The 26414-nt window shown below is 43.3% G+C and carries 22 protein-coding genes and 1 pseudogene; 11 read left to right on the top strand and 12 right to left on the bottom strand.

What is annotated here, in order from left to right; all coding sequences use genetic code 11:
• Positions 1-236 precede the first annotated feature (236 nt).
• From fdhF to CXF80_RS09720, 3 genes are all read right to left on the bottom strand, one after another.
• The gene (gene fdhF, locus CXF80_RS09730; RefSeq protein WP_101032685.1) at positions 237-4442 is read right to left on the bottom strand and encodes a formate dehydrogenase subunit alpha; all 4206 of its coding nucleotides are present in this window, start codon (positions 4440-4442) and stop codon (positions 237-239) included.
• A gap of 597 nt (positions 4443-5039) precedes the next feature.
• Positions 5040-5756, bottom strand: coding sequence for an oxidative stress defense protein (locus CXF80_RS09725; RefSeq protein ID WP_101032684.1), 717 nt, complete (start codon positions 5754-5756; stop codon positions 5040-5042).
• A gap of 159 nt (positions 5757-5915) precedes the next feature.
• The gene (locus CXF80_RS09720) at positions 5916-6821 is read right to left on the bottom strand and encodes a LysR family transcriptional regulator (RefSeq protein ID WP_101032683.1); all 906 of its coding nucleotides are present in this window, start codon (positions 6819-6821) and stop codon (positions 5916-5918) included.
• A gap of 91 nt (positions 6822-6912) precedes the next feature.
• Between CXF80_RS09720 and CXF80_RS09715 the strand changes: the two genes are divergently transcribed.
• Positions 6913-7740 carry a class II aldolase/adducin family protein gene (locus CXF80_RS09715; RefSeq protein ID WP_101032682.1) on the top strand — a complete coding sequence of 276 codons (828 nt, stop codon included), beginning with the start codon at positions 6913-6915 and terminating at the stop codon, positions 7738-7740.
• 379 nt (positions 7741-8119) lie between these two features.
• Here CXF80_RS09715 and CXF80_RS09710 read toward each other — a convergent pair whose 3' ends face one another.
• Positions 8120-9133, bottom strand: coding sequence for an AraC family transcriptional regulator (locus CXF80_RS09710; protein WP_101032681.1), 1014 nt, complete (start codon positions 9131-9133; stop codon positions 8120-8122).
• Positions 9134-9282: 149 nt separating this feature from the next.
• On the opposite strand from CXF80_RS09710, the gene CXF80_RS09705 reads away from it, so the two are divergent.
• On the top strand, positions 9283-9612 hold the full coding sequence (locus CXF80_RS09705; RefSeq protein ID WP_101032680.1) for a 2Fe-2S iron-sulfur cluster binding domain-containing protein: 330 nt from the start codon (positions 9283-9285) through the stop codon (positions 9610-9612).
• Between the two features lie 9 nt (positions 9613-9621).
• Positions 9622-10791, top strand: coding sequence for an alkane 1-monooxygenase (locus CXF80_RS09700; protein WP_101032679.1), 1170 nt, complete (start codon positions 9622-9624; stop codon positions 10789-10791).
• A gap of 63 nt (positions 10792-10854) precedes the next feature.
• On the opposite strand, the gene CXF80_RS09695 is transcribed toward CXF80_RS09700, so the two are convergent.
• The 5 genes from CXF80_RS09695 to CXF80_RS09675 all read right to left on the bottom strand — a co-directional run bounded on the left by CXF80_RS09695 (position 10855) and on the right by CXF80_RS09675 (position 17664).
• Positions 10855-11964, bottom strand: coding sequence for a sensor domain-containing diguanylate cyclase (locus CXF80_RS09695; protein ID WP_198554750.1), 1110 nt, complete (start codon positions 11962-11964; stop codon positions 10855-10857).
• Positions 11965-12435: 471 nt separating this feature from the next.
• Positions 12436-12618, bottom strand: a complete 183-nt coding sequence (locus tag CXF80_RS09690; protein WP_101032678.1) for a hypothetical protein — start codon at positions 12616-12618, stop codon at positions 12436-12438.
• A 188-nt stretch (positions 12619-12806) separates the two neighbouring features.
• Positions 12807-13181 (bottom strand): DP-EP family protein, encoded by a 375-nt coding sequence (locus tag CXF80_RS09685; RefSeq protein ID WP_101032677.1) that lies wholly within the window; start codon positions 13179-13181, stop codon positions 12807-12809.
• A 28-nt stretch (positions 13182-13209) separates the two neighbouring features.
• Positions 13210-16494 carry an nSTAND1 domain-containing NTPase gene (locus CXF80_RS09680; protein ID WP_101032676.1) on the bottom strand — a complete coding sequence of 1095 codons (3285 nt, stop codon included), beginning with the start codon at positions 16492-16494 and terminating at the stop codon, positions 13210-13212.
• A 204-nt stretch (positions 16495-16698) separates the two neighbouring features.
• Positions 16699-17664, bottom strand: a complete 966-nt coding sequence (locus tag CXF80_RS09675; protein WP_101032675.1) for a 2-dehydropantoate 2-reductase — start codon at positions 17662-17664, stop codon at positions 16699-16701.
• A gap of 666 nt (positions 17665-18330) precedes the next feature.
• Here CXF80_RS09675 and CXF80_RS09670 point away from each other — a divergent pair.
• A complete protein-coding gene (locus CXF80_RS09670; protein ID WP_198554749.1) occupies positions 18331-19296 on the top strand; it encodes a sensor domain-containing diguanylate cyclase in 966 nt (321 codons plus the stop codon).
• A 214-nt stretch (positions 19297-19510) separates the two neighbouring features.
• Here the strand turns inward: CXF80_RS09670 and CXF80_RS09665 are convergent, their stop codons facing one another.
• Entirely contained in the window at positions 19511-19957 is a 447-nt protein-coding gene (locus tag CXF80_RS09665; protein ID WP_101032673.1) for a MarR family winged helix-turn-helix transcriptional regulator, read from the bottom strand.
• Positions 19958-20161: 204 nt separating this feature from the next.
• Between CXF80_RS09665 and CXF80_RS09660 the strand changes: the two genes are divergently transcribed.
• The 4 genes from CXF80_RS09660 (at position 20162) to CXF80_RS09645 (ending at position 23575) form a co-directional block, all read left to right on the top strand.
• Positions 20162-21190 (top strand): NADP-dependent oxidoreductase, encoded by a 1029-nt coding sequence (locus tag CXF80_RS09660; RefSeq protein ID WP_101032672.1) that lies wholly within the window; start codon positions 20162-20164, stop codon positions 21188-21190.
• 43 nt (positions 21191-21233) lie between these two features.
• Positions 21234-21911, top strand: coding sequence for a type 1 glutamine amidotransferase domain-containing protein (locus tag CXF80_RS09655; protein WP_101032671.1), 678 nt, complete (start codon positions 21234-21236; stop codon positions 21909-21911).
• A gap of 123 nt (positions 21912-22034) precedes the next feature.
• Complete coding sequence (locus CXF80_RS09650; protein WP_101032670.1) at positions 22035-22655, top strand: glutathione S-transferase family protein; 621 nt, start codon at positions 22035-22037, stop codon at positions 22653-22655.
• Positions 22656-22975: 320 nt separating this feature from the next.
• Positions 22976-23575, top strand: coding sequence for a hypothetical protein (locus tag CXF80_RS09645; RefSeq protein ID WP_101032669.1), 600 nt, complete (start codon positions 22976-22978; stop codon positions 23573-23575).
• Here the strand turns inward: CXF80_RS09645 and CXF80_RS09640 are convergent.
• Positions 23565-24398: a TIGR03899 family protein gene (locus CXF80_RS09640; RefSeq protein ID WP_101034735.1), complete on the bottom strand. Its 834-nt coding sequence runs from the start codon at positions 24396-24398 to the stop codon at positions 23565-23567. The genes CXF80_RS09645 and CXF80_RS09640 overlap by 11 nt on opposite strands.
• 66 nt (positions 24399-24464) lie before the next feature.
• The gene (locus CXF80_RS09635) at positions 24465-24605 is read right to left on the bottom strand and encodes a hypothetical protein (RefSeq protein WP_198554748.1); all 141 of its coding nucleotides are present in this window, start codon (positions 24603-24605) and stop codon (positions 24465-24467) included.
• 20 nt (positions 24606-24625) lie between these two features.
• Between CXF80_RS09635 and CXF80_RS09630 the strand changes: the two are divergent.
• The 3 genes and pseudogenes from CXF80_RS09630 to CXF80_RS09620 form a co-directional block, all read left to right on the top strand.
• Positions 24626-24981, top strand: a pseudogene (locus CXF80_RS09630) (di-heme oxidoredictase family protein); the annotation flags it as partial.
• A gap of 130 nt (positions 24982-25111) precedes the next feature.
• On the top strand, positions 25112-25633 hold the full coding sequence (gene hemG / locus CXF80_RS09625; protein WP_101032668.1) for a menaquinone-dependent protoporphyrinogen IX dehydrogenase: 522 nt from the start codon (positions 25112-25114) through the stop codon (positions 25631-25633).
• Positions 25634-25636: 3 nt separating this feature from the next.
• Complete coding sequence (locus CXF80_RS09620; RefSeq protein WP_232772074.1) at positions 25637-26167, top strand: cytochrome b/b6 domain-containing protein; 531 nt, start codon at positions 25637-25639, stop codon at positions 26165-26167.
• Positions 26168-26414 lie beyond the last annotated feature (247 nt).

Here is a 26414-nt window from a genome sequence, read left to right as displayed (position 1 = left end):
CGTCCTGCTAGAGTCGCTTCGCTGCTAGGGCGTGACTTCGTCACTGCTAGGGCGGACTGCGTCCTGCTAGTATCGCTTCGCTGCTAGGGACAGCTTCGCTGCTAAGATTTTATAGCCTCTAGCCGCGAAGCGTCCTAGCAGCGTAGCGCTCTAGGCTCTTTCGCCCGATATCGCTCGTCACCGCAGGGACAGCTTCGCTGCTAGGGCGGACGGCGCTAAGACACGTGCGGTTAGACCTAGACCATAGTGCTTGGTTGCAGTGACTTTTCAGCTTTAACGGCACACACTTTAAACTCGGGGATCTTAGCGATAGGATCCAATGCATTGATGGTCAGTTTATTGGCTGCGGCTTCGGCAAAGTGGAAGGGTAAAAATAATACCCCTACTTGGGCTCGTTTAGTCACAAAGGCGGCTATTTCTATTTCACCTCGGCGGGTACTGAGTTTTAACATATCACCGTTACCCACGCCTAACTGCTCTGCATCATAAACAGAAATCATTACTCTGGGTGAACCTTTAATATCGAGTTCAGGTGTTTTGCGTGTCATGGTGCCGGTATGGAATTGCTCCAGCAAGCGACCTGTTGACAGGATTAATGGATACTCGCTATCTGGCATTTCGGCGGGCAGACGATAACTCACCGGGATCATTCTACCTTTGCCGCGCAAAAACGTCTCGGTATGCAAAATCGGTGTGCCAGGATGGTTTTCATCAAAACATGGCCACTGTAAACCATCTACCTTGTGTTCAAGTCGTTGCCAAGTCAGGCCCTGATATTGTGGCGTGAGCTGGTTAATTTCTTGCCAAATATCTTTTGTGCTGTGGTAGTGCCAATCGGCACCAAGAGTGTTGGCAATCATTTGGATAATTTTCCAGTCTACAATCGCCTCACCCGGTGGCGTTAATGCCACGCGTAACTGTTGTACTCGACGTTCGGTGTTAGTGAAATGGCCATCTTTTTCCGCAAAGGCGGTTGCGGGTAATACCACATGGGCCATCTGGGCGGTTTCGGTTAAAAAGATATCTTGCACAATCATAAAGTTGATTTTTGACAGTGCTGCTATCACATGGGCTTGATCCGGATCGCTTAGTACCGGATTTTCACCCAATACATAAAGTGCATCTAGTTTGCCTTTAACAATAGCCTGCATGATTTCAGTCGCCGCCAGTCCTGGTTCTGACGGCAGCGAAGTATTTCCCCATGCGTTGGCAAATTTAGCGTTATTGACGGGATTATTGTTTTTCTGGTAACCGGGATAAAAGTCGGGTAACGCCCCCATATCACAAGCGCCTTGAACATTGCTTTGGCCGCGTAATGGATTCAGTCCCGCGCCGCTTACGCCGATGTTGCCGCACAGTAACTGTAAGTTAGAAGTGGACACGACATTGTCATAACCTGAAGTATGTTGGGTAATTCCCATTGCATAATACAAGGCGGTTTTGTTAGCGGTGCCGATCATTTTTGCCATGGCGGCAATGTCTTCGGCGCTCACCCCAGTGATTAACGCCGCATTGACTAAATTATAATCAGGCTTCATCACTTCTTGCTTTAGCAATTGATAGTCTTCAATACGCTTGTTGATGTATTCCATGTCTTGCCAATCATGGATGATAATTTGTTGCATGATGGCATTGAGTAGCATCACATCTGTGCCAGGTTTATGTGATACATATAAATTGGCACTGTCTGCGATAGTGGTTTTCTTTGGGTCCGCGACGATTAAGCGCGCGCCATGTTGATTGACCGCTCTTTTGATATGCGAGGCGATAATCGGGTGGGCAGTGGTCGTATCGGAGCCGATGATAAAAATGACATCTGAATCTTTAATACTGGGAATATCATTGGTCATGGCCCCGCCGCCAATGGTATCGGATAAGCCTGCAACCGACGATGAATGACACAGTCTAGCGCAGTGATCTATGCTATTGGTACCCATAATGCTACGGGTGAACTTTTGCATTAAATAGTTTTCTTCATTGGTGCATTTAGCCGATGACAATGCGGCGAACTTACTTGGGCCCGCAGCATCTTTAATCGGTTGAAGTTGCTCTGCTATATAGCCTAAGGCTTCAGCCCAACTGGCCGGTTGGAGCTGACCATTTTTGCGAATTAATGGCGTAGTCAGGCGTTTAGGACTGTTCAAAAAGTCAAAGCCAGAGCGGCCCTTTACACACAACATGCCTTCATTTACCAGCGAATGACTGTCACCGGTTACCCGCATAACGTGATTCTTGCTTTGGTCAACATGCAGTTCAACACGGCAACCGACACCACAATAGGTGCACACCGTTGAGGTTTTGGTTAACGCTATATCACGGCCTTGGGTCTTATCTCTGGCATCAACCAAGGCGCCAGTTGGACAGACTTGAACACAGTTACCACATTGAACACAATCGCTGTCACTCATTGAAACCGTGAAGCCGACACGAGGGGCATTGCGGCTAATGGCAGCGGTCGCATTTGGCAGCGCTTGATAACTATTGGGTTCAAAGCTGATAACGTTATGACCACTTTGTTGATGGCAGGCTTCAACACAAGCGGCGCAACTGATGCAGCGATTGGCATCAAAGGTAATAAAAGGCGCACTGTTATCGACTTTAAATTTACGTGCCTGACTCTGATCAAGTGCTTTACCGTCTACTTTATATTCGGTGGCATAGTCGCGTAACTGACAATCTGTATTGGCTTGGCAAGCACATTCTAGGCAACGAATAGCTTCTTTCATTGCGGCATCGGGAATGAATCCTAGCTCGACTTCGGCAAAGTTAAGCGCTCGACTTAACTGGTTTAATTCTGGCATTTTCAAGCGTGGACGTTTGGCCGTGTCAGGGTATAATTCAGCAGACAATGAAGACGTTTTCTTGGCTTTTATCGAGTTAAACGCTGCGGGTTCTAAATGGCAAGTTAACCCTTCAGTTAATAATCCCTCAATGGCCTCAGCGGCTTTTCGGCCATCGGCAACCGCAGCCACAGCGGTCGAGGGGCCGGTGCGTGAATCACCGATAACAAATAACTTTTCCACCCCGGCAGACATGGTCTGTTCGCAGCCAAGGAAAGTATGCCAGCGAGTAAGGGCAATGTGACCACTGTCTATCTGATTTTCTGGCTGGTCTAAAAAGGCTAAATCCACTTGTTGAGATACCGCGGGAATGACGGTATCAAATTCTTCCTCAAACGTTTCGCCTGTAGCCTTGGGAGAGCGTCGGCCCGAAGCATCGGGTTCACCCAGCGCCATTTTAGCAAACGTGACTGATTTCACTTGGCCTTGGCTATCACTGTGGTTTTCAATTGGATTGGTGAGAAAATGAAACTTAACCCCTTCCACTTCGGCTTCATGTATTTCATAGGGTTCTGCTGGCATTTCATCACGGCTACGGCGATAAATTAAGCTCACATCAGCGCCATCTCGGACCGCGGTACGGGCGCAATCGATAGCCGTGTTACCGCCACCGATCACGGCTACTTTTTTACCTGTGATAAGTTTTTTGTCGGTGCAATAATCGCGCAAATAATCTACACCTAAATAACAGCCCTTTAAATCACTGCCAGGGTAGTTCATTGGTACGGCTTTTTGTGCCCCAATAGCAAGGCAAACTGCATCATAATTGGCCACTAATTCGGTTAAATTGGTATCACGACCCAGTGCCACTCCGGTTTGGATCTTAAGTCCGTTACGGGTGAGCAGTTCAATTTCTTTATCAAGAATATCTTTAGGTAAGCGATACTCTGGGATGCCATAACGTAACCAGCCCCCAGCTTTAGGTGCAGATTCCATAATGGTCACATCGTGACCATTATTAGACAGATAATAACCCGCGGTTAATCCCGCAGGGCCACTGCCGATAATCGCAATGCGCTTATTGGTAGCGGGTGCTTTTGGCGGAACATAAGATTCCAAATCATGTAAATCCAGATCGGCTGCATGACGTTTGAGTTGGCGAATAGCCACGGGTTCGTCAACCAGTCCACGACGGCATTCTGCTTCACAAAATGCCGGACAAACACGACCAATGGACAGTGGCAAAGGCAAGGTTTTTTTAATGACCTTGACAGCTTCTTTATGATCGCCTCTGCCGATATGATACAGATACGACTGCACGTCAACGCCGGCTGGACAGGCAGTTTGGCAAGGGGCTTCACAATCAGCAAAATGATCGCTAAGAATATCTTTGAGTGCCTGTTGACGAATTTTGCTTAAATAGCTCGACTTGGTAATCACATCTAAACCGGCTTCCAGCGGTGTCTCACAGGCACGAACACACCGTAAACTGCCATCATGGTTTTTTATTTGTACTTGGCATAAATTACAGTGCTGCTTCTCTTGATTGTGGGAGAAGTCACATAAGCTAGGTATATTAATACCGGCGTCAATGGCTGCCTTTAACAAGTTGTTTGTCTGGGGAAGCGATAGCGTTGTGCCGTCGATAGTGATATCAATCATTGCAAGGCCTTTTAATTTTTCGGAGTCACTGGCTAAGTCTTAATGCCTTTGAGGATGCGACGAGTAGGACATCATTAGGGTACAACAGCGTAAATGGAGTATGCCTATAGTGGTTTTTATGTCAGTAATGCAGATTAATCTTGATAACCTTTTTCTCGCATCCACAGTCACATTCAATTCATTAAGTTTAGTTTGAGGAGCGAGATCCATATGTGACTCAGATCATTTTTGTGGCAATTAAATGAAATTTTTATAATAAAACCTTAATAAATATAAGGTTATTACTTGTTTGAGCTTGTTATTTTTACAGATAAAAGTGAATGTTTATTGCCATTGTTTATGATTCTGGACGATCCTATTGCCAATAAATATAATGAAGTTAGCCGTACAAAGGGCTGTTTGATAACTGTTTATTATCCGATCTGAGGTGAAATATACTGTGTTAATCCACCAAGCTGCTCTGTTTTAAAGAGTAGACTCGTTCAGTTACCCTAACGGATGCTTATCACCATTGGTTTTGTTGCTTGGCTGCAAGGTAATGTGCCAGCGTAGCGATAAGCTCTGGCACATTGCCTTTAGCGACTTCCGGCAGTATGACTATTTGAGTCTAAATACCACTTCGATTCTGTCGCTAATCGTCACTTGACCTTGTTGATAGGTTTGCGCCACATCAGCATTCATTTTCATGCTGGCACGGTACATTTCAGGCTGATGTGATTGCTGTGGAAAGTACCTTACTTGCCATACGCCAGCGATTTGTTCGCCAAAGCCTTTGGCGAGCGATTGGGCTTTTTGCTTGGCATCGTTAATGGCGGCTTGGCGAGCTTGGGCAATGATTTGTGCTTCTTGGCTGGATTTCAGCTCGATATTATTAACGTTATTAATCCCTTCAACCAAAGCGCTATCGAGTAATTCATTTAAGCTGTTGAGGTCCATTACGGTTACCGTCATTTGACGATTTGCGCTATAGCCGGTCAATTTTCGTGGTTCATTTTGCACATAACTGTATTGTGGATTGAGCTGTAAATTAGCACTTTGAATGTGCTTTTTGTCGATACCCGCGTTGAGTAATCGCTGCATAAATTGGCTGACGGCATCGTCGGCTTTGTCTTTAGCCGCTTTGGCACTATCCGCTTCTATTGATACTTGGACATTGATGATGGCCATATCTGCCGGGGCTTCTATGGTGCTGGTTCCTTCTGTTTCAATATGGGCGAAACTTAACTCAGCCGCTTGCAGTGTCGATAAACTGCTGGCTGCGGTTAAGGTGAATAATACGCCCGAGAGAATACTAATAAGTAATGGTCTGTTCATTGATGACTCCGCTAATAGTTCGCTTTATGCTATTTTTTAAACCGCTAATCTTGGTCTGTTATGTGTGTAAACGGAGCTAGATTAAAAAAGGGTTTTTATGGGTGATTGTTTTATGGGTGATTATTTTTATTGTTATTCTATTTGTTATTTTAAAGACCACTAGAACAACTGCGTTGAGATATTAAGCAGTTTAGTTCTTATCCACTGATTTACTGGATCTTCTTCAGCTTGTTTATGCCAATACATGTGTACGGCTAAATCGGGTACGTCAAATGGCAAGGGTGACACCACAATAGGCATAGATTGTTGCAGCAACATGGCATAGCTGTTGGGCATGGTCATTATCATGTCTGACTGGCTAACAACGTTAATGGCGGCAAAGTAGTGCTCGCAGCGCAAGGCAATATTGCGGGTGATCCCTTGGGTGGCTAATGCCATGTCGACGGTGTCGATGGTAAAGTCTTTTAAGCTGACTAACGCATGTGACGCTTTAGCGTAATGTTCCAGGGTTAGCTGTTGCAGTATGGGGTGATCTTTGCGGCAAATAAGCGAAAAACCTTCATGACAAATTAAGCTACTGCGTATGTCTTTATGGGTTGGCATCAGCACGTCGATAACAATATCTAAGCTTTGCTGAGCCAATGAGGGTTCAAGTTCTGTCCGCTTAATTTGACGACTGTTTATGGTGAGGTTAGGGGTGTTTTTGAGTAAGTCTGGCACCAATATTGGGAAAAACATCGACTCTAAAATATCTCTTAAACCGAGTTTTATTTCCCGTTTATGCTGCTGAATATCAAATGTGGCAGGTTGGCTGACGGTGTTATTAAGTAAATTAATCGCTTGCAGCACATCGGGAATGATTTTTTGGCACAAGGCTGTTGGCACCATTTTACGGCCATGACGGACAAATAATGGGTCGTTAAATTTGCTGCGTAAGCGGGCGATAGCATGGCTCACCGCAGGTTGGGTTAAGTGCAACTTAGTGGCTGCGGCAGTAATACTCCCTTGCTGATAAACCGTGACCATGACCAGAAATAGATTCAAATCAATCTTATTATGCAGCATATTAATAGTTATCTATAAGTTAGTATCATTTGAATTTATTTTAGGCTTGGTTAAATTAAAGTCAAACTAAACCAATATAAGCAGACTCAAGATGACCATTTCACACGACGAACACGAAGCACAACAAGCCCAACAAATTAAAAAAATGACCATTGGCACCGATAAGTATCCGATGCCGTTACCGCCAAAATTTGACAGCAAACAACAGCAACAACAATTTGAAAAACAGCGCCTAGCCGCTGCATTTAGAGTGTTTGCTCATTATCGATTCGATGAAGGTTTGGCGGGCCACATTACCTTGCGTGATTGTATTGATCCCGATTCATTTTGGGTAAACCCTTTGGCGGTGCATTTTTCTAAAATTAGGGCATCAGACTTAGTACGTGTTGACCATAAAGGTCAAATTTTGGAGGGTAAGCACCCGATTAATAATGCCGCGTTTGCGATTCATTCACGTATTCATCATGCGCGCCCAGACGTGAATGCGGTAGCCCATGCCCATACCACTTATGGTCGTGCGTTTTCGGCATTAGGTGAATTACTGAAACCGATTTCACAAGATGCTTGCATGTTTTATGACAACCACAGTGTGTTTGATACCTTTACCGGTGTGGTTGCCGAGGTGTCTGAAGGCGACATGATTGCTGAGGCGCTGCAAGGCCATGCGGCGGTGATTTTACAAAATCATGGTTTATTGACCGTAGGGAAGTCAGTTGATGCGGCCACGGCCAACTTTGTTATGCTAGACAGTTGTTGTCATAGCCAATTACTGGCACAAGCGGCAGGTGAACTTAAGTTGATTGGCCATGATATTGCCACAAAAACCCGTCAATTTAATGGGTCTGACTTAGTCACTTGGGGTAATTTTCAACCTATGTATCAAGTCATGCTGGCTCAAGATAACAGCTTTTTAGACTAAGCTTGTTTAGCCACAAAGCAGTTTAATACGCGTTTATTATGGTGTTCTGAGGTTCGCTAAGCTTGCTTAGCGAACAAGAATGCGCCCATGACAGGTTTGATTATTAGCGGGATACGACGACCCTTGGCGCTTGTCTTGATGATGTTGGGCATGGGTTTAAGGTTAACGCAGTTTGCTTTTTTACGTTTATGGCATACTCACATTCGCGACTCACATTCGCGACTCACATTCGCGACTCACATTCGCGACTCATATTCGTGACTCACATTAGATACTCACACTCGCGACTCATATTAGATACTCACACTTGCGACCCATATTAGAAACTCACATTCGCGACCCATATTAGATACTCACATTAGATACTCATCTTAAAAACTCATATTTCGGATCCTGTCTTTTGCTGCTGGCGGTATTCACTTGGGGTCATGCCTTGCCAGCGCTTAAATGCCCGCCGAAAATTAGTCACATCCACATAACCTAATTGATATGCCAGTTGTTTAATGCTGCCTTGAGATTGCGATAAATAATGCTTAGCAATGTGATGGTTCACTGACGCCACAATAGTTTTATAGCTACTTTGCTGTTGAGCTAAATGGCGATGCAGGGTGCGTGGTGTCATGTGAAAATGCGCTGCGGTGTCACTCAAACTGGGTAATGGCATCGGGCTTGGCAATAAATACTGATACAGCTTATCACTCAAACTCTGCTGCCCGTTAAGTAGATCGAGTTCGTTAATGCACCATTGTCTGGCTTGCATAAATGAGCTGGGATCGGCCATCTCAAGGCGTTGGGTTAACAATGTTTGGGTTAATATAAACTGGGTGCTGGCTTGGTTAAAATGAACTGGCACCTTAGTTAATGCCGAATATTGCTGCCAATAAGTTGGCGCAGGGAAGCTCAGATTAATCTGACATAACGCCGGAGAGTGCGGACTGAGTTGTTGCAGCAACTTAGCAATAGTCACCAAGAGTGCATCCATAAACGGTTGTTGTATTACGCCTAGTGGTTGTACTTCTTGGAATGTTATGACCATGGTGTCGGCCGTTTCGTGGATATTTACCTTAACCAGCGGCGTGCGGGTGTTAATAAACTGCTTCAATGTATCAATGGCTTGTTTAAGCGTGCTGCTGTTAAGCATGGCAAAACCCATCATGCCATGAGTGTTAATGCTTATTCGATTGCCGACATGTAAACCTAGGTCTGGTCTGGCCGAAAGATTGATTGCAGAGTTTATTAGCCGTTGATAATCATCAAAACTCACTTGATAGTACGGGTCTTGTAATTGCTCAAGTGTGATGCCGTTATGCCTCAGCCAAATGTTAACATTACATTCCCACAGGCTTAGTTGTTGATAAACTTGGTTTAAGTAAAAAATTGGCAGTGGCTGCATAACATTCTTATCAATGGATTTAACTTAGTTGTAACGGATTTTGTTGCACTTGTCTATTAATGACCCCTTTATGTCCATCTCCCCCTCTTTTCTATCTTGGATGCTGGCGTAAAGTTAATCTTTAACCTTTAACCTTTAAAGGACGGCTTATGTTGTCAATGTTTACGGCCAAACCTGTGACCCTAACGATTAATGACCAGAAAGTGATTGAGCGAGTCAGCGTAAAGCAAACCATTTTAACGTCTGCACTGGCGGCCAACATTAGCTTTCCTCACCATTGTCAGGTGGGCAGCTGTGGCGCTTGTCGGTGCCAGTTAGTGTCTGGTGAGGTTAAACAGTTAACCGACAGTGCTTACGTGTTATCAGCCAAGGCGATAGCTCAAGGAATGATTTTGGCGTGCCAAAGTGTGCCAAGGTCTAATGTCAGTATTAAACTGAATTTTCGTCAGCGTCAGCTGGCTGATGAGCCGCAAGAGTAGGACACTGTGATGTTTAAATATCTTAAGTTTATGTCGTTTCACCTTATGGCGCTGATTGCCATTGCCAGTATTACCTTGGGTGAGTCATACATCAGTATAGGTTTTGCTATATGGGTGGCGGTGTATTTAGGTGGCGATATTTTATTTGGTGATGATGTACACACGCCGAGCTATCAGTTTCCGGCCTTGCTGACGTGGCAATTATGGCTGGCGCTGCCCTTAACCGTGATGTTGGTGTTTGTTAGCAGTTGGCAGTTTGCCAGCCAGGATATCGGTCAATATGGCGCTTTGATCACCCGTATCAGTGGTTATGATGTGTTATTGGCGCGAGAAAATACCAGCCTGATCCAGTATGGGGTAATGGTGATTTATTTAGGCTTAGTGGTTGGTGTAATGGCAACAATTACCGGCCATGAGTTAAGCCACCGAACTTGGCAGCCGGTGTCATTATTGATTGGCCGCTGGTTATTGGCCTTTAGCTTTGACGCTAACTTTGCCATTGAGCATGTGTATGGGCATCACAAGTATGTTAGTACCTTGGACGATCCTGCGACTGCGCCCCGTGGCCGTAATGTGTATGCGCACATTGTTATGTCGACCATTAAAGGCAATATAAGTGCCTGGCATATTGAGCGACAAAGGCTTATGCGTAAACAGCTTGCACTATTGAGTTGGCACAACAAAGCCTTAAGAGGATATGCCATGAGCTTAGTGATTATGGGGTGGGTGTTTTGGCTAGCGGGTTGGCAGGGGGTAAGTTTTTTTGTACTAATGGCGTTGTGGGCTAAAGCGACCTTAGAAATAGTCAATTACATGGAGCATTATGGCTTAGTTCGAGCGGTCAACTCGCCAGTACAACCACACCATTCTTGGAATACCAATAAACGGGTGAGTTCGTGGGCGATGTTTAATTTAACTCGCCATTCGCATCATCACGCCCAAGGCCAATTACCTTATCATCAATTGTCGCCGTATCCGCACGCACCGCAAATGATTGGCGGGTATCTGAGTACTTTTGTCCTTACGCTTATTCCACCATTGTGGCATCAACTTATGTTGCCCAAATTGCAGCATTGGGATGCACATTTTGCCACAGCTATCGAGTATCAACTTGCCCTGCAAGCCAATGCAAACAGTGGTATTGCAGCTTATCAAACCTGTGCTAAAGCAAGTATTTGAACCAGTAGGCGGATTTATCTGCCAATGGCTATTCGCTAATGGCTAATTGTTAGTCGTTAACGGTTAGCCACTGATATTGATTCGATTACGCCCGCTTGATTTTGCGCGGTAAAGTGCGGTATCTGCTGCGCATACTAGTGCTGTTGGGGTGCGATATTGACCGCCGCGTTCACAGGCAATACCTTGGCTGACACTGATTTTAGTTTGCGCAGGCAACCCCAAGTCGGTAAAGGTTAATTGATTAATACTTCGCTGAATTTTTTGAGCAATATATTCAGCTGTTAATGGGTTGCTGTTGGGTAAAATGACCACAAACTCTTCGCCACCATAGCGGGCTGCCATGGCATTGCTTGATGGCAATGCATCCAAAAGCACCTTGGCAATTTTTTGCAAACATTTATCGCCATTCACATGACCAAATTGGTCGTTAAATATTTTAAAATAATCGACATCGATAATGATTAAACACAAGGGTTGGTCGTGGTTAATACTGTCATTCCAGTTGGTTTGCAGGGCATCATCAAAGGCGTGACGGTTTGCAAGGCCAGTTAATTTATCTGTGTGAGCCAAGTGGCGCAGTTTATGGTACTCAGCTTTATGGCTGGTTAAGTTATGCATGATACCGATGAATAATGGTTCAGATCCCATTTGCATTGAGGGTAAGCATGACAATGACAAGTCGGCTTCGAGTAAGGTGCTGTCACCGCGATTAATGATAATTTCTTTTGGACCGTGATTAAACGGCGCGGTTTGTTTATTGCTTGCACTTGCCTTATTCCAAACATCAAATAACGATTGATATTCATCTTTAAACGGGCTTTGTAAATAATCGGTCCAAGTTTGGCCAATTAACATCTCATTATGTGCACCAAATAATTTAGCCGCCAATGGATTTATCATCTCAATCACACCAGTAGAATTAATCACAAAAATCGCTTCTGATATCGCACTTATCACATTGAGCAAAGTGGTGATTTGTAGGTTTTCTGCGGTGGTGATTTGACCATGTTGTTCTGCAGTCACCATGTTTTTATACATAACGTTTTCGCGAGTCATAAGGTTATTTGAAATCTGCTTTTTGACTATGCCAGGATATTTAGCAAACGAGTCTGTTAATTTAGTCACTCGGGAAATGGTGTCATTGAGTTCAGTTAATTTGTCATGGTTAAACATGGTGCATTCCTTTGTGTGTTTCTACTGTCGACTCGGTGCTGATGTCAAATACTCTATTAGGAATAATGCCTGTTTACCTTTCGGTAATCTTCTGGTTTTAACCTGTTGATTTAAATATATTTAAATGGATTGCAAATTGATGTTTATTGAGTAAAAGTATTGCTATTGGCTAAATGTTATTGGTTAGCGCTTGAGTGTTACAGCGATCTGCAGGTGTGAGTTGATCCAAAATAGAGATATGACTGAGTAAAAAAACCTTGTATAGGGGCATATTAGCGGCTTGATATTAGTTGCTTGATACTCATGGCTTGATACTAGCGGCTTGATACTAGCGGCTTGATAGTGAGAGATGATTGGTTTTTATAAGGCTAAAGATTGTTGAGCTGCGATATATTTTGCATCAGGATAAGCATTCTATGAGGTAGTTTTGCTGAACAACATAGGCAGTACTGTAGTTTAGTTTAATTTAGTTTAGTTGAGCAAGGTATCTTCGAGGGCATCTAACCCTGACGCGTCGCTTAATAGCACTTGCAGTTGAGCACTGTTTTTGACCGGGGCCAGTGCTAAATCGATTTCTTGTTGGGTTGCCGCTTGGCTAATAACAGGAGCGGCACACAATATGGCGGCGAACACCAAAGAGATAGAACATTTCATACTAATTCCTTTTAAATATAATAAGTTAACTTTTAAAAAACAATAACACAGTGTGTTAATGGATAACACACGCCGTTTTAGCCATGATTATGCTATGGATTGATTTAGCTATTGCTTGGTTTAGCTATGTCGAACAACATCAAAAGCTCAGGGCAAGCCTGAGCTTTAATGTTAAATGTATTTAATATTTAGTCTGGGCGATTGACCACTTGTGGGTCTGGACTTAGTAGCATTAAGGTATTGGTGGTGTTAGATAGTACAAATTGAAAGCTGGTATTGCCTGGTACTTCATCTAAATCGGTTAATTGAATTAAGCTGCCATCGCTGCTAATGGTGATGGCATCAATAATTTTATCAAAAGGAGTGGTGAATGCCGCACCAACAAATTTAAGCCCCTTACCTGTTTGATCTATCAATTGGTAAGAAATGGTGCTGTATTGGTTAATGACCACATTGCCACATACTGCGGTGCCATCTAGGTTGGTGTAAGTAAATACTGGCACATCATTGTCGAGGATGACGGTGAGGTTAAAAAACGTTGCTTGGCCTTGAGTATTTGACATTATATTCTCCATACTTTTTGTTCAGGGGTTAGGGGTTAGCTTTTGGGCTAAATCTATAATCAGTTATGCTCGTTCGTTGTAACAGCTGGATTAAATCAGGGTGTTGATTAAGCTCTTTGAGGCAGTCGAGGGCCTGAGCGTAAGGGACGGTAAACTTGGGGGCGCTGTTGTTATCGACAATAGAGGCGAGTAGCGCTTTTGATTGCTTACACAGTAGGTTAACTTGCTGCGGCTGCCCTAAGGATGTTAGCAATGTTGCCGCAAGCATGTTGCTTTGGGCTAATCCTGCAGGATAAGTCGTGTTTTGGCCAAACTCAGTAGTTAATTGGTTAAAAGAAGCAATTGCCTGCTGGGTATAGATTAAGCTTTCTGCTAATTGTCCTTGTGATGCTAAATAATTTGCCGCAGCCAGCTGATATTTAGCCCATAGGTCATTTTTTTTGTTTGAGGTTATTAAGGTTACATCGGTATTAATCATGGCTGCCAAAGAGTCGATACTCTGATCCATGGTGTGCTCAATGGGCTCAGTGCTAAAGGTCAACATATCAAGGTAAGCGTAATATTGTTGGGTCTTCCAAATATCATTTTTGGGGTCTTGTTTAAGGGCGTTGGTAATCGCCGCTAAGCTAAGTTTTGATTTTTCAAAGGCTGGTTGGCGTTGGCCTTGGTAATTTAATAATTTAGCCTGCAGAGCATAACTACTCGATGATCGCTCAAGTAAATAAGGTTGTTTTTCTAATGCTTTATTAGCCAATTGTTGTTGAATTTGTTGATGTATTTTTATTGCCGCAACAACATCTCCTTGATAAACCGCTGCACTGGCAAGCCACGAGCGTGTATCCGCAATATCAGCAATTAGCTGGCTATTTGTTTGGTCTTTGTCCCATAATTTAAGCTTAAGTTGCAATGATTGTTCAAATGCCTCACGGGCGGCGGTAAAGTGTTGCTGCTTCATATAAATCGAGCCCAAGGAGTTATGGGCATAGGACAACTCCATTAGTGCATCGTTGTCCTCTGGCGCATATTGATACATGGCTTGGCTGTAGGTTAAGTATTGTTCGAACCATGGCTGCGTCGCAGCCCAATCACTTTGATCGTATTTAAGCTGGCCGAGCCAAAAGGCATTGGCGCCTAAGGTTTTAAGTAAATTGAGGTGTTGAGGCTGTATTTCAAGTAACGGCAGCATGCGTTCACGGGCGGCGATTAATGCGCTGTGGGCTTCGTCGGTATTGCCGCGCGAATAGGCCACTTCGCCCATGGCCTCTAAGGTTTGGCTGTGTTGAAACTGGGCTTCAAAGCTTAACGTGCTGACATCGTCGGCAGAAAAGTCGCTGAAATATTCCAGCGCCTTGCTACTGATCCCATCGAGCAAGTCCATGCGGCCAATGCCGCGCATTTTATCGGCGAATTCGCCCACCATAAAACCAAGTAAGTTTTCTGCCGCAAGGCGTTTTTGCTGGGCTTGGTTTTCGGCTTGAATACTGCGTGCGCTCATGGTGATAGCAATAATCGTTAAGGTAACCAGGGTCAGCATGGTAACGCGGCGACGCCACCGGCCAGCATTGGCCTGTTTGGTTGACGCTTGGATCAGGGCGGCTTCGTGTGGCTCTAAGGTAAATAACGGATTGGCGACTAAGCTTTGTGCCTCTATTAAGGGCTTACCTTCGGTGAGTAAATAGGCGGGGCTTTTTGACTCATTTAGCCAGCGCTGTGACTGATGCTGTAAGCGGCTTTTAATGGCTAAGCTGTCGCTGTGCTGGGTTATCCACTGGGTCGCACGGGGCCAACGTCTTAGCAATGCCTCATGGGCAATACTAAAACAGGCTTGGTCGTATTGCAGATGTGACACAAATAAGCGCTTGTTGACCATGGCGTTAACCAGATTTCGTTCCGCTTCGCTATTGAGCCTTTCCAAACTTGCCGCGCGGCTGGTGACCGATTTTTCATCTTCGGATAAGGTCACTAACATGGATAACACTTTAGGTAATGCGCCGCGTTCAGCGTCGCTAAGATTGGCGAGCACTTGTTCAGCATTTTTACCGATAGCGCCTTCTAAACCGCCTAGTGAGTGATAAACCGAGACTAATAGCTGGTCATTTTCATCGCGCTTGAGGTACAGGGCTTCTAAAGTGTATTGCAACATGGGCAGGGCATCGGGGTTTGAGGCGGCGTCGCTGCAGAGCATTTCGTCCAATGGCATGGCGGTATTAGGGTCTACTGACCAGGTGAGGTTAGCGGCATTGGCCGGCAAGCGGATCATTTGCATCAATTCGGTTCGGGTTGGCGCAGATAAATCGAAATGTGAGCCATTGGCTTTGCCTGCCATTAAGCTTGGATGACTGACCACTTGGGGGTAAAAGTCGTTGCGGCAAGCACTGAGCACCAGTACAACCCCTGAGGTGGCTAAACGCTCGAGAATATCTAAGGCATCTGTGCGCTGTTGTTCGCTATAAATAGGCGATGATAACAACACTTCTAAACGGTCAACGAACAAGCAAAACTGCGCTTGGCTGTATTGATAACTTGGTTTAGCCGCGGTTATTGCCTGTTGGCATTGGGCGATGACGCTAGGCATATCTTGTTCAAGCTGCTGGGCAAGATCTTGTGCACTTAACTCGCTGAAAACGGCAATGTGGTTAACTTCCCAGTCGAGCATGGCGCAGGCAATATCAATAAGCAGCCTATCTTGGGTGACATCGGCTAAATCTATGCTGGCATAATCGAGCACGCCGACACCATTAAAGCCGCTGGCGCTTTTTAGGTTAGGAATAACACCGGCATTAATTAACGACGATTTACCTGTGCCGCTTGGGCCAAGTACTAAGCAAAATGCGCGACCGAATTTGATTTGTGTTGTAATACGATTGAGTAAGGTATCGACTTGTTCACCCCGACCAAAAAACACCTCGGCATCGTTAGCTTCAAATGCGCGTAAGCCGGGAAAGGGCGATTGGCCTTGCCATGGTTCAGTAATAACTCGGGTGTGATGACCAAGGGGAAACTCAACCTTGGCAAGGGTGCGGTAACCGCGCTTGCGGATGGTTTCAATGTAACTGGGGTTTGATGCTTGGTCGCCTAAGGCTTTACGCAGTTGGGTGATGACTTTATGCAGTGGGTTGTCGCCAATGGCAATATTGTTCCAACAATGATTGATAATATCATCAGCGGTGAGCACTTCCCCTTGGTGTTGGCACAGTAAACGCAATACATCCATGGCTTTGGGTTCAAGACTGCGAATGATATCACCCGACTGAACACTGTTACTTTGCGGATTAATTTGCCATTCGCCAAAAAAGAAACTGCTGTTGCTCATGTTTGATTGTTTTCCAATACGTTAATCGGGTTAAGTTTTAGGCCAATTTAAGTTACACCATGATCACACTCATCCAGAGATAGCCTGGGTCATACTATTTGTGCGCGTTTGATTGTAGGGTGCGATTACGTCAGTTGTATTTTTGGTGCAAAAATAACAGTGAATTACATTTGCCTCGACAACGATATCGCATATAACTTCTGGTCAATGTCGTTGTTCTAGTTGTTTAATTTGTTCTACTATTGCCCGATTAACTGGCGTTTTTACGCCATATATTTCCCCAATACTGACGACTGCACCATTGATGAAATCGACTTCAGTTTTACGTTTAGCTTGGATGTCTTGCCACATTGAGGAACGCGCTTTGGGATCGATGTCGAGCATCTGTTTAGCAACTAGCTTAAATAACCAATTTGGCAGTGATAAAATGGTGGGTAACCAAGTGGGCTTGACCTTAGTGTATTGATGTAATTGGATATCTGCTGCCTCGCATACTGCTAGCCACTCCTTCATTGCCTTAGTCAGTACGCGGCGATTTTTATAATGGCTTAACTGCTGTTTAATCGGCAAATTGGTGACAGCATTAAGGGCATTATTGAGATTTAATAATAATTTACCGTAAATCATCGGAGTGAAGTCTGCTGCTATGTCGCAACCAAATCCTTGGCAAATTAATGCCGACTGAATCGCGACAGTATGAGGATTTTTTTGCAAGGTAAATACGCCTTCAGTGCCTTTGTGAAACACGCCATTAGGCAGTTGCAGTACATTAAACGGCGTGATCCCTTGGAGTAAGGCGTAATGATCGAGCGAGTCTTTAATGCTGTCAAAACTGCCGAAGCCATTTTGCATAAATATAATGCTGCTATGGTCATGGGTAATGGCCATTAACTGATTGGCAATAGTGCTGACTTGATGGCATTTTAGGGTAACAAATACCACATCAAATTTGCCATTAATTGATGATTGTTGAGTAATGTCAGTGATTAACGCTTGCGGCATCACGGTCTGATTAAACCCTTGATAATCACTCAAGGTAATGCCGTTATTGGCGATGATTTTTTGCTTAATTGCTGGGCGACAAATTAACGTCACTTTTAAACCCGATAGGCACAATTGTCCTGCTAAATAACATCCTGTTGAACCTGCGCCAAAAATTGCAATTTCCATTGTGGGTTAATTCACTGTTAGTTAGTTAGTTAGCGGCTTATTATTTAATCGCTTATTCATGACGAAACGATTTTTTAAATCGCTATAAAGGTAACATGACCTTTTACTTGCTTGTAACATAACAGATTTTTTGCCAGTGTAAAAATTTAGCCCATTAAAATAAAAAAGGGAGTATCCATGGATAAAAATACTATTAGCACCATTGCCTTGGCGGTGCTTGGATTAACGATGGGGTAGACGATAGCTTGTTACGCTTGAAGTGGGCAACTATGGCGATACTGTAGCGATACTATAGCGATAGTATGTCGATACCAGTGAGCCCTGTTGAGCAAATAGAGGCATTGTTAGAGGTGCCTTTTGTGATGAAAGCCAGCGTTATTTATAAGCAGTTATGTTATTTATCATAGTCGGTCAGTGATATCGATAATATATGTTGACGCGAGATTATCTATATTGTCGATCACAGTACAATGGAATTGATACATTTTTATTTTATTTTCAATAACTTGATAAAAAAACTTTAATGGTTTGATTTTTACTGCGGATGCTCTCATACTTATTTAAACAGTATGATTGACTATATCGTTATTAATAGATGTTATTTACTTTTTGTGGTTAACACTATTAATGACATACATGGATGTGGATAGTAGCTAAGGAATGCTCGTGTCGATTGAAACCATCGGATTATTGATTTTCATCTTATTATCATTGATTGCCTTGTTGCTGTTTTTGAATCTTAATCAATATCGTCAGCAACAAGCTAGAAAGATGATGTCAGATACCTATGAACTTATTTTAGACCAAGTCGATGTCTATATTTATGTCAAAGATACCCAGTGTAAGTATATTTTTGCCAATCAACTCACCCTCGATTATTTTGGCGTTACGCTTGAGAAACTAAAAGGCACTTCAGAACGAGATTATTTCCCTGCCAATATCGCTGATATTTTACATCACAATGACAATAAAGTGCTTAATTCACAAAGTAAAATAGCTGATGATATTATTGTTGATACTGAAGATTCTTTGATTGTGTACCACGAGGTTAAGCAACCCTTATATAATCAAAAAGGCATACTAATTGGTCTCATTGGTATTTCTACCGATGTCACCGCTGAGTATCATTTACGATCAAAATTAGAGCTGCAGGCTAATACTGATCCGTTAACCGGCTTATTCAATCGGCGCTCATTTACCTCATTCTGCGAACACGAGTTTTTGCGTGCTAGCCGCTATTTCCAACCTTTTTCGTTAATGATTATTGATATTGATTTGTTTAAAGCGGTCAACGACACTTATGGCCATTTAGTGGGTGATGAGGTGATTAAGCGCGTCGCCAATATATGTCATGACCAGATCCGCGAGGCCGATGTATTGGCTCGAATTGGCGGCGAAGAATTTGCCATTTTATTACCCGATACGGATATTGATTCTGCTTATATAATGGCAGAACGCTTAAGGGAAGCTCAACAACAATATGATGAACCGCTGGCACCGCCAATAACCATTAGCATTGGTGTAGCAACAATACATCCTCAAGATAAGACATTTTTAGAGCTTTTTAAGCGGGCAGATAAGGCGTTATATTCGTCAAAAAATATCGGACGTAATAGTGTCAATATAGCGTAATAATATGTACTTAATGACTGATGCGTTGTGCGTCGCAGCGGATCACATTGAGTATCATGGCCATCAGTTAATGTGACAATCCGATGTAATAATCATATTAAATAGCTCATTGATCTTAAAAATTGTTAATTTAAGTTGCACGCAATTGGTTATCGTGATTATCATATAGCAAGTGCAAAGCAAACTTAGTGCAAGTTTTTAGTCATTTTGTGCGTTAGAGCTCAATATGTGATGGGAGTTTTGCTTTAAATTGGTCCAATTGTTGTTTAAGTTCGGTGAGTTCAGATGTTTCGATACCGCATTGTTCAATAACACATTTGTGGATCTGCTCAGCTCGGGCTTGAAGTTGGTGACCTTTTTCGGTTAATTGCATGGATAACATCCGTTCGTCTTGAGTATCGCGAATGCGTGTCAGTAGCCCATCGGTTTCGAGACGTTTAATCACAGGTGTTAATGCACCTGATTGTTGACCGAGTTTACAGGCTAAGGTTTTTAAGCTTAAGCCATCTTGCTCCCAGAGGACTAACATCACCAAATATTGGGTGTAGGTTAGTCCAATAGAGTCAAGTAACGGTTTATACAGCTGCGTGATGGCCAATGACGTTGAATAAACAGCAAAACACAACTGGTTTTCGAGTAATAGGGATTTATTTTTATTCATATCAGTTATTTAGCTCTCAAAGTCACTGATCAGATTTGGACTGATCAACTTAAGTAAAAGAAACGTATTATTTGGCCTTGGTTGTTTATGGTAGCAGTGTTTGCAAGATATCAGTATTACTGCTGTAAATAGCTTTTAACAACCGAGGTCATATTGTCTTCTCAGTACCATTTTATGGTGCTTATGTTATTTAAAGGACACAAAATGAACACTCAAAATCGTCGCATCGTACTCGCCAGCCGTCCTCAAGGGGAACCTGTTGCCAACAACTTCCGCTTAGAAACCGTCAACAAACCTTTACCGGCAGAAGGTGAGGTGTTATTGCGCGCGGTGTATTTATCACTTGATCCCTATATGCGTGGCCGCATGAATGATAGCAAATCATATGCAGAGCCCGTCGCCATTGACGATGTTATGGTGGGCGCGGCGGTATCACAAGTTGAAGTGTCTAATCATCCAGATTACAAAGTGGGTGAGTGGATATTATCGTTTGGTGGTTGGCAAGATTACTTGGTATCAAATGGCGAAGGCTTAATGAAGTTGGGCGATAATCCAAGCAATCCTTCTTATGCCTTGGGTATTATGGGCATGCCAGGCTTTACCGCTTATATGGGCTTATTGGACATTGGTGCACCTAAAGCGGGTGAAACCATTGTAGTGGCAGCCGCTACTGGCCCTGTTGGTGCAACGGTTGGCCAAATTGGTAAATTAAAAGGTTGTCGAGTGGTGGGTATTGCCGGCGGCGCAGAAAAATGTCGTCACGCCAAAGAAGTGCTAGGTTTTGACGAATGTATTGATCACAAAGCGGCTGATTTTGCGGAGCAACTGGCAAAACATTGTGGTAACGGCATTGATGTGTATTTTGAAAACGTTGGCGGTAAAGTGTTTGATGCTGTTTTACCGTTATTAAATACCGGTGCTCGAGTGCCATTGTGTGGATTAATTTCTCAGTACAATGTGACCTCGTTACCCGATGGCCCTGATCGTTTGTCATTACTGATGGGCACTTTGCTGGTTAAGCGTATTAAGATGCAAGGCTTTATTATTTTTGACGATTACGGCGACCGCTATCCAGAATTTGCCAATGATATGGGGCAGTGGTTGGCACAAGGCAAAATTCAATATCGTGAACAAATTGTCGATGGTCTTGAAAACATGACCTCAGCCTTTATCGGGCTGCTAAAGGGCGAAAACTTCGGCAAGGTTGTCATTAAAGTAAACAATCCTCTGTAATCTAACCGATTACGGATAAACAAACTCTATTTAAGGAATAACAATGAAAGTATTAATGGTATTAACATCGCACGACAAATTAGGCGACACAGGCGAGAAAACCGGTTTTTGGTTAGAAGAGCTAGCGGCACCATACTACGCATTTACAGACAAAGGTGTTGAGGTTGTGCTGACGTCACCTAAAGGTGGCTTACCGCCATTAGACCCGACAAGTGATAAAGAAGATTTTCAAACTGACTCAACACGTCGTTTTGCAACCGATGCTACAGCACAGGCGTTATTAGCCAATACGCACACATTGGCATCAATTGACGTAGCTGAGTATGACGCGGTGTTTTATCCTGGTGGTCATGGTCCGTTATGGGATTTAACCAATGATAAAGACTCGATTGCGTTAATTGAGCAGTGCTACAAAACCGACAAGCTTTTAGGCTTGGTATGTCATGCACCTGCTGCGCTTAAGTACCCTAAAAAGCCAGACGGCACCCCATTAGTTGCAGGTAAGAATGTGACTGGGTTTACCAATGGCGAAGAAGCAGCCGTACAACTCACCGATATTGTGCCATTTTTAGTTGAAGATATGCTGCAGCAAAACGGTGCTACCTATTCTAAGGGTGATGATTGGCATCCATATGCTGTGGTTGACGGTAAATTAATTACTGGTCAAAACCCAGCGTCGTCAGAGTTAGTGGCAGAAAAAATGTTAGCGTTATTAGCGTAATATTGTTCATAGTTAAGAGACGCTAGAGCAATCTAGCGTCTCTTTTTTTATCACAGGATTGGCATTGAAGTGGACTGTAATGACTTCTTTTGCGAACGCCTTTACCCTAGAGAGAATATCTAAATGATTACCTTACATCACTTAAATAAATCACGTTCAAAACGCATTATTTGGTTACTTGAAGAATTGGGTGTTGACTATAACTTAGTCGCCTACCAACGTGATACAAGCACATTTTTAGGACCAGAATCGCTTAAAAAAGTGCATCCGTTAGGCAAGTCTCCGGTATTAGAAGCCAGCGGATATACTATTGCCGAATCTGGTGCGATAACCGATTACTTGATCCAAACGTATGCCGCGGATCGATTAATGCCAGCACCAGGCACGGCTGATTATATTGATTATCAACAATGGATGCATTTTGCTGAAAGCTCAGCCGCACTGCCATTATTGTTGAAAATGTTTGTCAAAATGGAGGGGGCTGAAACCCAGTTTATTGGTGGATATGCCGATGCTGAAACCGCCAAAGTTATCGGTTATGTTAATGACCGTCTTGATGGTAAGTCATATTTAGTCGGCAACAGTCTCAGTGGTGCTGATATTATGATGTCGTTTATTGCAGAGATTGTCGGTCAAAATGGCGAGTTTGAAAAATATCCAAATATTGCAAACTATTATCAGCAATTAATGAGCCATACGTCATTTAAAAAAGCGCTGCAAATAGAAGCTGAGCACGATCGTTAATCATTATCTTGTGGCATTTTGAAAGACGAACTCAGTTCGTCTTTTTTGTTGGTGTTGATATTAGCAATAAGCTAGAAATACATTATTTATAATTTTTTTGTTGGTGTTTATATTAGCGACAAGCTAGAAATACATCATTTATAAGGTTTTTGTGGTGTTGATATTAGCGACAAGCTAGAAATACATTATTTATATTGTTTTTGTTGGGTATTAATTAGCTTGCTACATATTAAAGGTTACATTTTTGTTTAAAATTTGTTCGTTATCATACTAAGGTGTTAGTATAATAAAAGTGTTCTTGTTTGAAATAAGGTTACCTTATGTCTACTTTATCTGATGAAGAACTCGCTTACTTTAGCGATGTTTTTGCACCGGAAGATGACAGTACCGATAATTCATTAGCGAAACATTCATTAAGTGTCGCGACTGAAATACCTCAAGTACTTGCTCATATTCTGGGGAATGCCAAACTAACCTTGCTCGCTGAGATAAGCTATTATCAGTTGTGGTTTCCGTTAACCTTAAAACAAGATGACCTAGGGCAATTTTCACCACAGTTGGGCGTCCCTGAAGTGATTGATATGCGCGGTGGAGAACGTAGCTGGCGGCTTGAACATGTCAAAAACATCAAGGTGATGGATAATGACTCCGCGAAATATGTTGAGGTATTATCTTTGTCTAGCTCGGGGATGACGATTAAAGTGCCGCAAGAACTTAATGCCAAAATGCCCCATTTAACCCAGCTTATTTTACCTAATGGTGTGCACCTTGATATGGTCTTTGAACCTGTAAGGACCGAGAACGGGATCATGGCGGCAAAAATTAGTGCCGAGGGTGAGTCGCGTGAAATGTTGCGCCAATTTTTATTTAGCGAACATAAAGCCAAGTATTCGCACCTTTATAAAAATATTAACCGCTAACGATAAAGTCCTTGGCTAAGATGGTTTGAAGCGTATGGATAAATTCATTATCACTTTTTGGCTGAATTAATTGGCATAACTCATCACCTACAGTGGTAAATCGATAATAGGTAAACAGCAAGTGCTGATCTTCGGGTTTTAGGGTCAAAGTGGCATTACACATCGTTAACTGAATATTTTCATTACTGCTTAATAGCCCAGTTTCAAATTCGCTTTTATGTAACAACCCCGCATCGACTAACGTTAAAATACTCGAATAAGGTAACCCGAACTGTGACAGGCCGAAGTTGGTTTGAGTATGCTTACGAAAATATTGTTTTATCCCGCCATTAATACGATAACTGCTGAGTAATTTAAATCTGGGTTCAGTATTAATTTTGACTGACATACCTAGCGCTTTTTCAAAGATCTGTGCTTCTCGAAGCGTCAATTGTGTGAGCAGCGCCAAGGTGCGAAGGCTGAAATTACCAGGGTTGACGACTTCGCTGGCCAAAATTCTGGCCCATAAATCTTGCATCTTACGATTATGAATTTGTTCTGCCATTTGAAAGAATTGATAGCGCCAATCAGGATCTAACTCCACACCAGTAACATCCGATGGGGTGTAAGTGAGCGCTAAGGCAAAAATGCTTTCAAGGTTGGCCTGATGCTGGCTGAGTTGTTTGCGTTGACGGTGTTCTGCACGCTCTGCAACGGATGCTGTTGAAGGCCGATAATCTTCTTCGCTTGCTAAACCGATAATGCGCCCGAGCAATAAGGTTTTTTTGCGAGCGGACACTTGAGTGTTGCCATCTTGGATTTGCGTAACATCAACATCAGCCATCATTAAACCTCTTTATGCATTGCGCTTGCGTCATGTCTGTATGGTATGACATCTGCGCTGAATCGTTTAGTGTTTTATATTCAACCATGACCATAAGGCTTCTTTACTCGGTAGAGGATGACGCGCCACATGGAATGCTAATGCCATTGAGCATAACGCCAATTCAGTACCAATAAAGAATACTGCTTTAGGTGAGCTTAACCACAAGATGCCGATGCTTGGTGATCCCGATGAGCGACAGTCTAAAAGGTCAGACTATTTATCCGTTTAGTGACATGTTACTGGATGATATTAATGATGGGCCGGAGGATGATTGTGGCGACTTTTTAGCCGATGGTAATGAATGGCGCCAACGGCCATTATGGGACATAGGACTCACCCAAACAGAATCTACAAGTGGTTTTTTACATGGTGGCCGTGCGGCAACCTTAGAAGAAGCCATTGTGTGGCATGATGGGCAAGCTAAACCGCTAAGCAAGATTTTATGGCAATAACTCAAGTTGAGCGCGATCAAGTTAGCGCTTTTTTACAGCCTTTATCCATTCACAGTAAAGCTCAACATGTCCTAGTTATTTATTTCTAGGGCATTTTTTTGCGCAATAGTTCACATTGCCGCCATTGTGGATCTTGATGACGTGATCTATTTCATGTAAATTTTAGCACTAGTGGACTAAAATATTGAATTACTTTAAATGATTTCAATGAAGGTCAGCATGAGTCAGATTTTACTGATCCATTCAAGTGTCCATGGTTACACTCAAAAAATATGTGAGTATTTACAACGTCAGCTAGTTGCGCAAGATCAGCAGGTCACGGTGGCATCTTTAGCAGATGCTCCCGATTTAGCCCTGTTTGATAAAGTGTACATTGGTGCCAGTATTCGTCATGGCAAACATCGTCCAGCGTTGTATCAATTTATTGAAGCTCATCGTACTGAATTGGAAAACAAACCCAGTGGTTTTTTCTCGGTTAGCTTAGTGGCGCGTAAACCGCAAAAAAACACCCCGCAAACTAATAGCTATATGCAGCAATTTTTACAGCAAAGTGTTTGGCAACCAACATTATTACAAGTGTTTGGTGGTAATTTAGACTACCAAGGCTACGGTGTGATGGACCGAAATATTATTCGGTTTATTATGTGGATAACCAAAGGCCCTACCGATCCTAATACCAAGGTAGAGTTTACCGACTGGCATAAAGTCGATGAATTTGCTCAGCAGATCATTGAGGCATAATTGATGAAGCCAGCGATGACAGCATCGCAGTGGTACGATGCGATAGCCACTAAATTGCACGCCGTAACAGGGGTGTTGAGCGTTTTGCTTATTGCCACTAGCCCGTGGATATTAATGGGGCGGCGTTTGCCGCCTAATAGCAGTGGCTGGAATAGCTGGCATGTCTATGGCGGTTTGTGTTGTGCTTTGTTAGCCGTAGCTTTTGCTTTTGATGTCTGTAGGCAAGGTCAATGGCGTCAGTTTTACCCTTGGATAGTAGGCGAATGGCGTCAATGTCAGCAAGACCTACAGGGCTTGTCTAAAGGACAATTACCGCTATCTGGCGGTAAAGGCTTATTGAGTGTGATTGCCGGGATATGTTTATTGTTATTGCTGATGGTATCTGTCACAGGTGTGGGGTGGTGGTTGGCTCAAGGTGGTGAATATGCACTGAGTTTACGCTATTACCATAGTTTATTTGCAAACTGTTTTGCTGGCTTATTACTCATACATGCGTTACTTGGACTACTGCATTTACGTGATTTTTTTGATTAGAGAGCGTGGTCTGGTTCTGATGATCTGGTTATATCCTCCCAAGCCACTTCAACATGCTCGTTTCAGCGCTCCCGTAGGAAGAGCCTAGAGCAGCTGCGCTGCTAGGAACTCGCAAGCTCGCCAGAGGACGGTGCTTCGCTCCTTCTAGGTGCTAGGTCTTAGGTCTTAGGTCCTAGGATCTAGAAGCGTAGCGACCCTAGCAGGACGGAGTCAGCCCTAGAACCTAGCAGTCTGCACTTCTGGACAT

The sequence above is a fragment of the Shewanella sp. Actino-trap-3 genome (assembly GCF_002836275.1).
Classification (GTDB): Bacteria; Pseudomonadota; Gammaproteobacteria; order Enterobacterales; family Shewanellaceae; genus Shewanella; species Shewanella psychromarinicola.
Note: the sequence above shows the minus strand (reverse complement) of the source record. Positions and strands in the feature narration are given on the sequence as shown.

Bases quoted from the DNA above. Each gene is read 5' to 3' on its own strand.
- fdhF (WP_101032685.1), bottom strand. From the start codon at position 4,442: ATGATTGATATCACTATCGACGGCACAACGCTATCGCTTCCCCAGACA.
- CXF80_RS09725 (WP_101032684.1), bottom strand. From the start codon at position 5,756: ATGAACAGACCATTACTTATTAGTATTCTCTCGGGCGTATTATTCACC.
- CXF80_RS09720 (WP_101032683.1), bottom strand. From the start codon at position 6,821: ATGCTGCATAATAAGATTGATTTGAATCTATTTCTGGTCATGGTCACG.
- CXF80_RS09715 (WP_101032682.1), top strand. From the start codon at position 6,913: ATGACCATTTCACACGACGAACACGAAGCACAACAAGCCCAACAAATT.
- CXF80_RS09710 (WP_101032681.1), bottom strand. From the start codon at position 9,133: ATGCAGCCACTGCCAATTTTTTACTTAAACCAAGTTTATCAACAACTA.
- CXF80_RS09705 (WP_101032680.1), top strand. From the start codon at position 9,283: ATGTTGTCAATGTTTACGGCCAAACCTGTGACCCTAACGATTAATGAC.
- CXF80_RS09700 (WP_101032679.1), top strand. From the start codon at position 9,622: ATGTTTAAATATCTTAAGTTTATGTCGTTTCACCTTATGGCGCTGATT.
- CXF80_RS09695 (WP_198554750.1), bottom strand. From the start codon at position 11,964: ATGTTTAACCATGACAAATTAACTGAACTCAATGACACCATTTCCCGA.
- CXF80_RS09690 (WP_101032678.1), bottom strand. From the start codon at position 12,618: ATGAAATGTTCTATCTCTTTGGTGTTCGCCGCCATATTGTGTGCCGCT.
- CXF80_RS09685 (WP_101032677.1), bottom strand. From the start codon at position 13,181: ATGTCAAATACTCAAGGCCAAGCAACGTTTTTTAACCTCACCGTCATC.
- CXF80_RS09680 (WP_101032676.1), bottom strand. From the start codon at position 16,494: ATGAGCAACAGCAGTTTCTTTTTTGGCGAATGGCAAATTAATCCGCAA.
- CXF80_RS09675 (WP_101032675.1), bottom strand. From the start codon at position 17,664: ATGGAAATTGCAATTTTTGGCGCAGGTTCAACAGGATGTTATTTAGCA.
- CXF80_RS09665 (WP_101032673.1), bottom strand. From the start codon at position 19,957: ATGAATAAAAATAAATCCCTATTACTCGAAAACCAGTTGTGTTTTGCT.
- CXF80_RS09660 (WP_101032672.1), top strand. From the start codon at position 20,162: ATGAACACTCAAAATCGTCGCATCGTACTCGCCAGCCGTCCTCAAGGG.
- CXF80_RS09655 (WP_101032671.1), top strand. From the start codon at position 21,234: ATGAAAGTATTAATGGTATTAACATCGCACGACAAATTAGGCGACACA.
- CXF80_RS09650 (WP_101032670.1), top strand. From the start codon at position 22,035: ATGATTACCTTACATCACTTAAATAAATCACGTTCAAAACGCATTATT.
- CXF80_RS09645 (WP_101032669.1), top strand. From the start codon at position 22,976: ATGTCTACTTTATCTGATGAAGAACTCGCTTACTTTAGCGATGTTTTT.
- CXF80_RS09640 (WP_101034735.1), bottom strand. From the start codon at position 24,398: ATGGCTGATGTTGATGTTACGCAAATCCAAGATGGCAACACTCAAGTG.
- hemG (WP_101032668.1), top strand. From the start codon at position 25,112: ATGAGTCAGATTTTACTGATCCATTCAAGTGTCCATGGTTACACTCAA.
- CXF80_RS09620 (WP_232772074.1), top strand. From the start codon at position 25,637: ATGAAGCCAGCGATGACAGCATCGCAGTGGTACGATGCGATAGCCACT.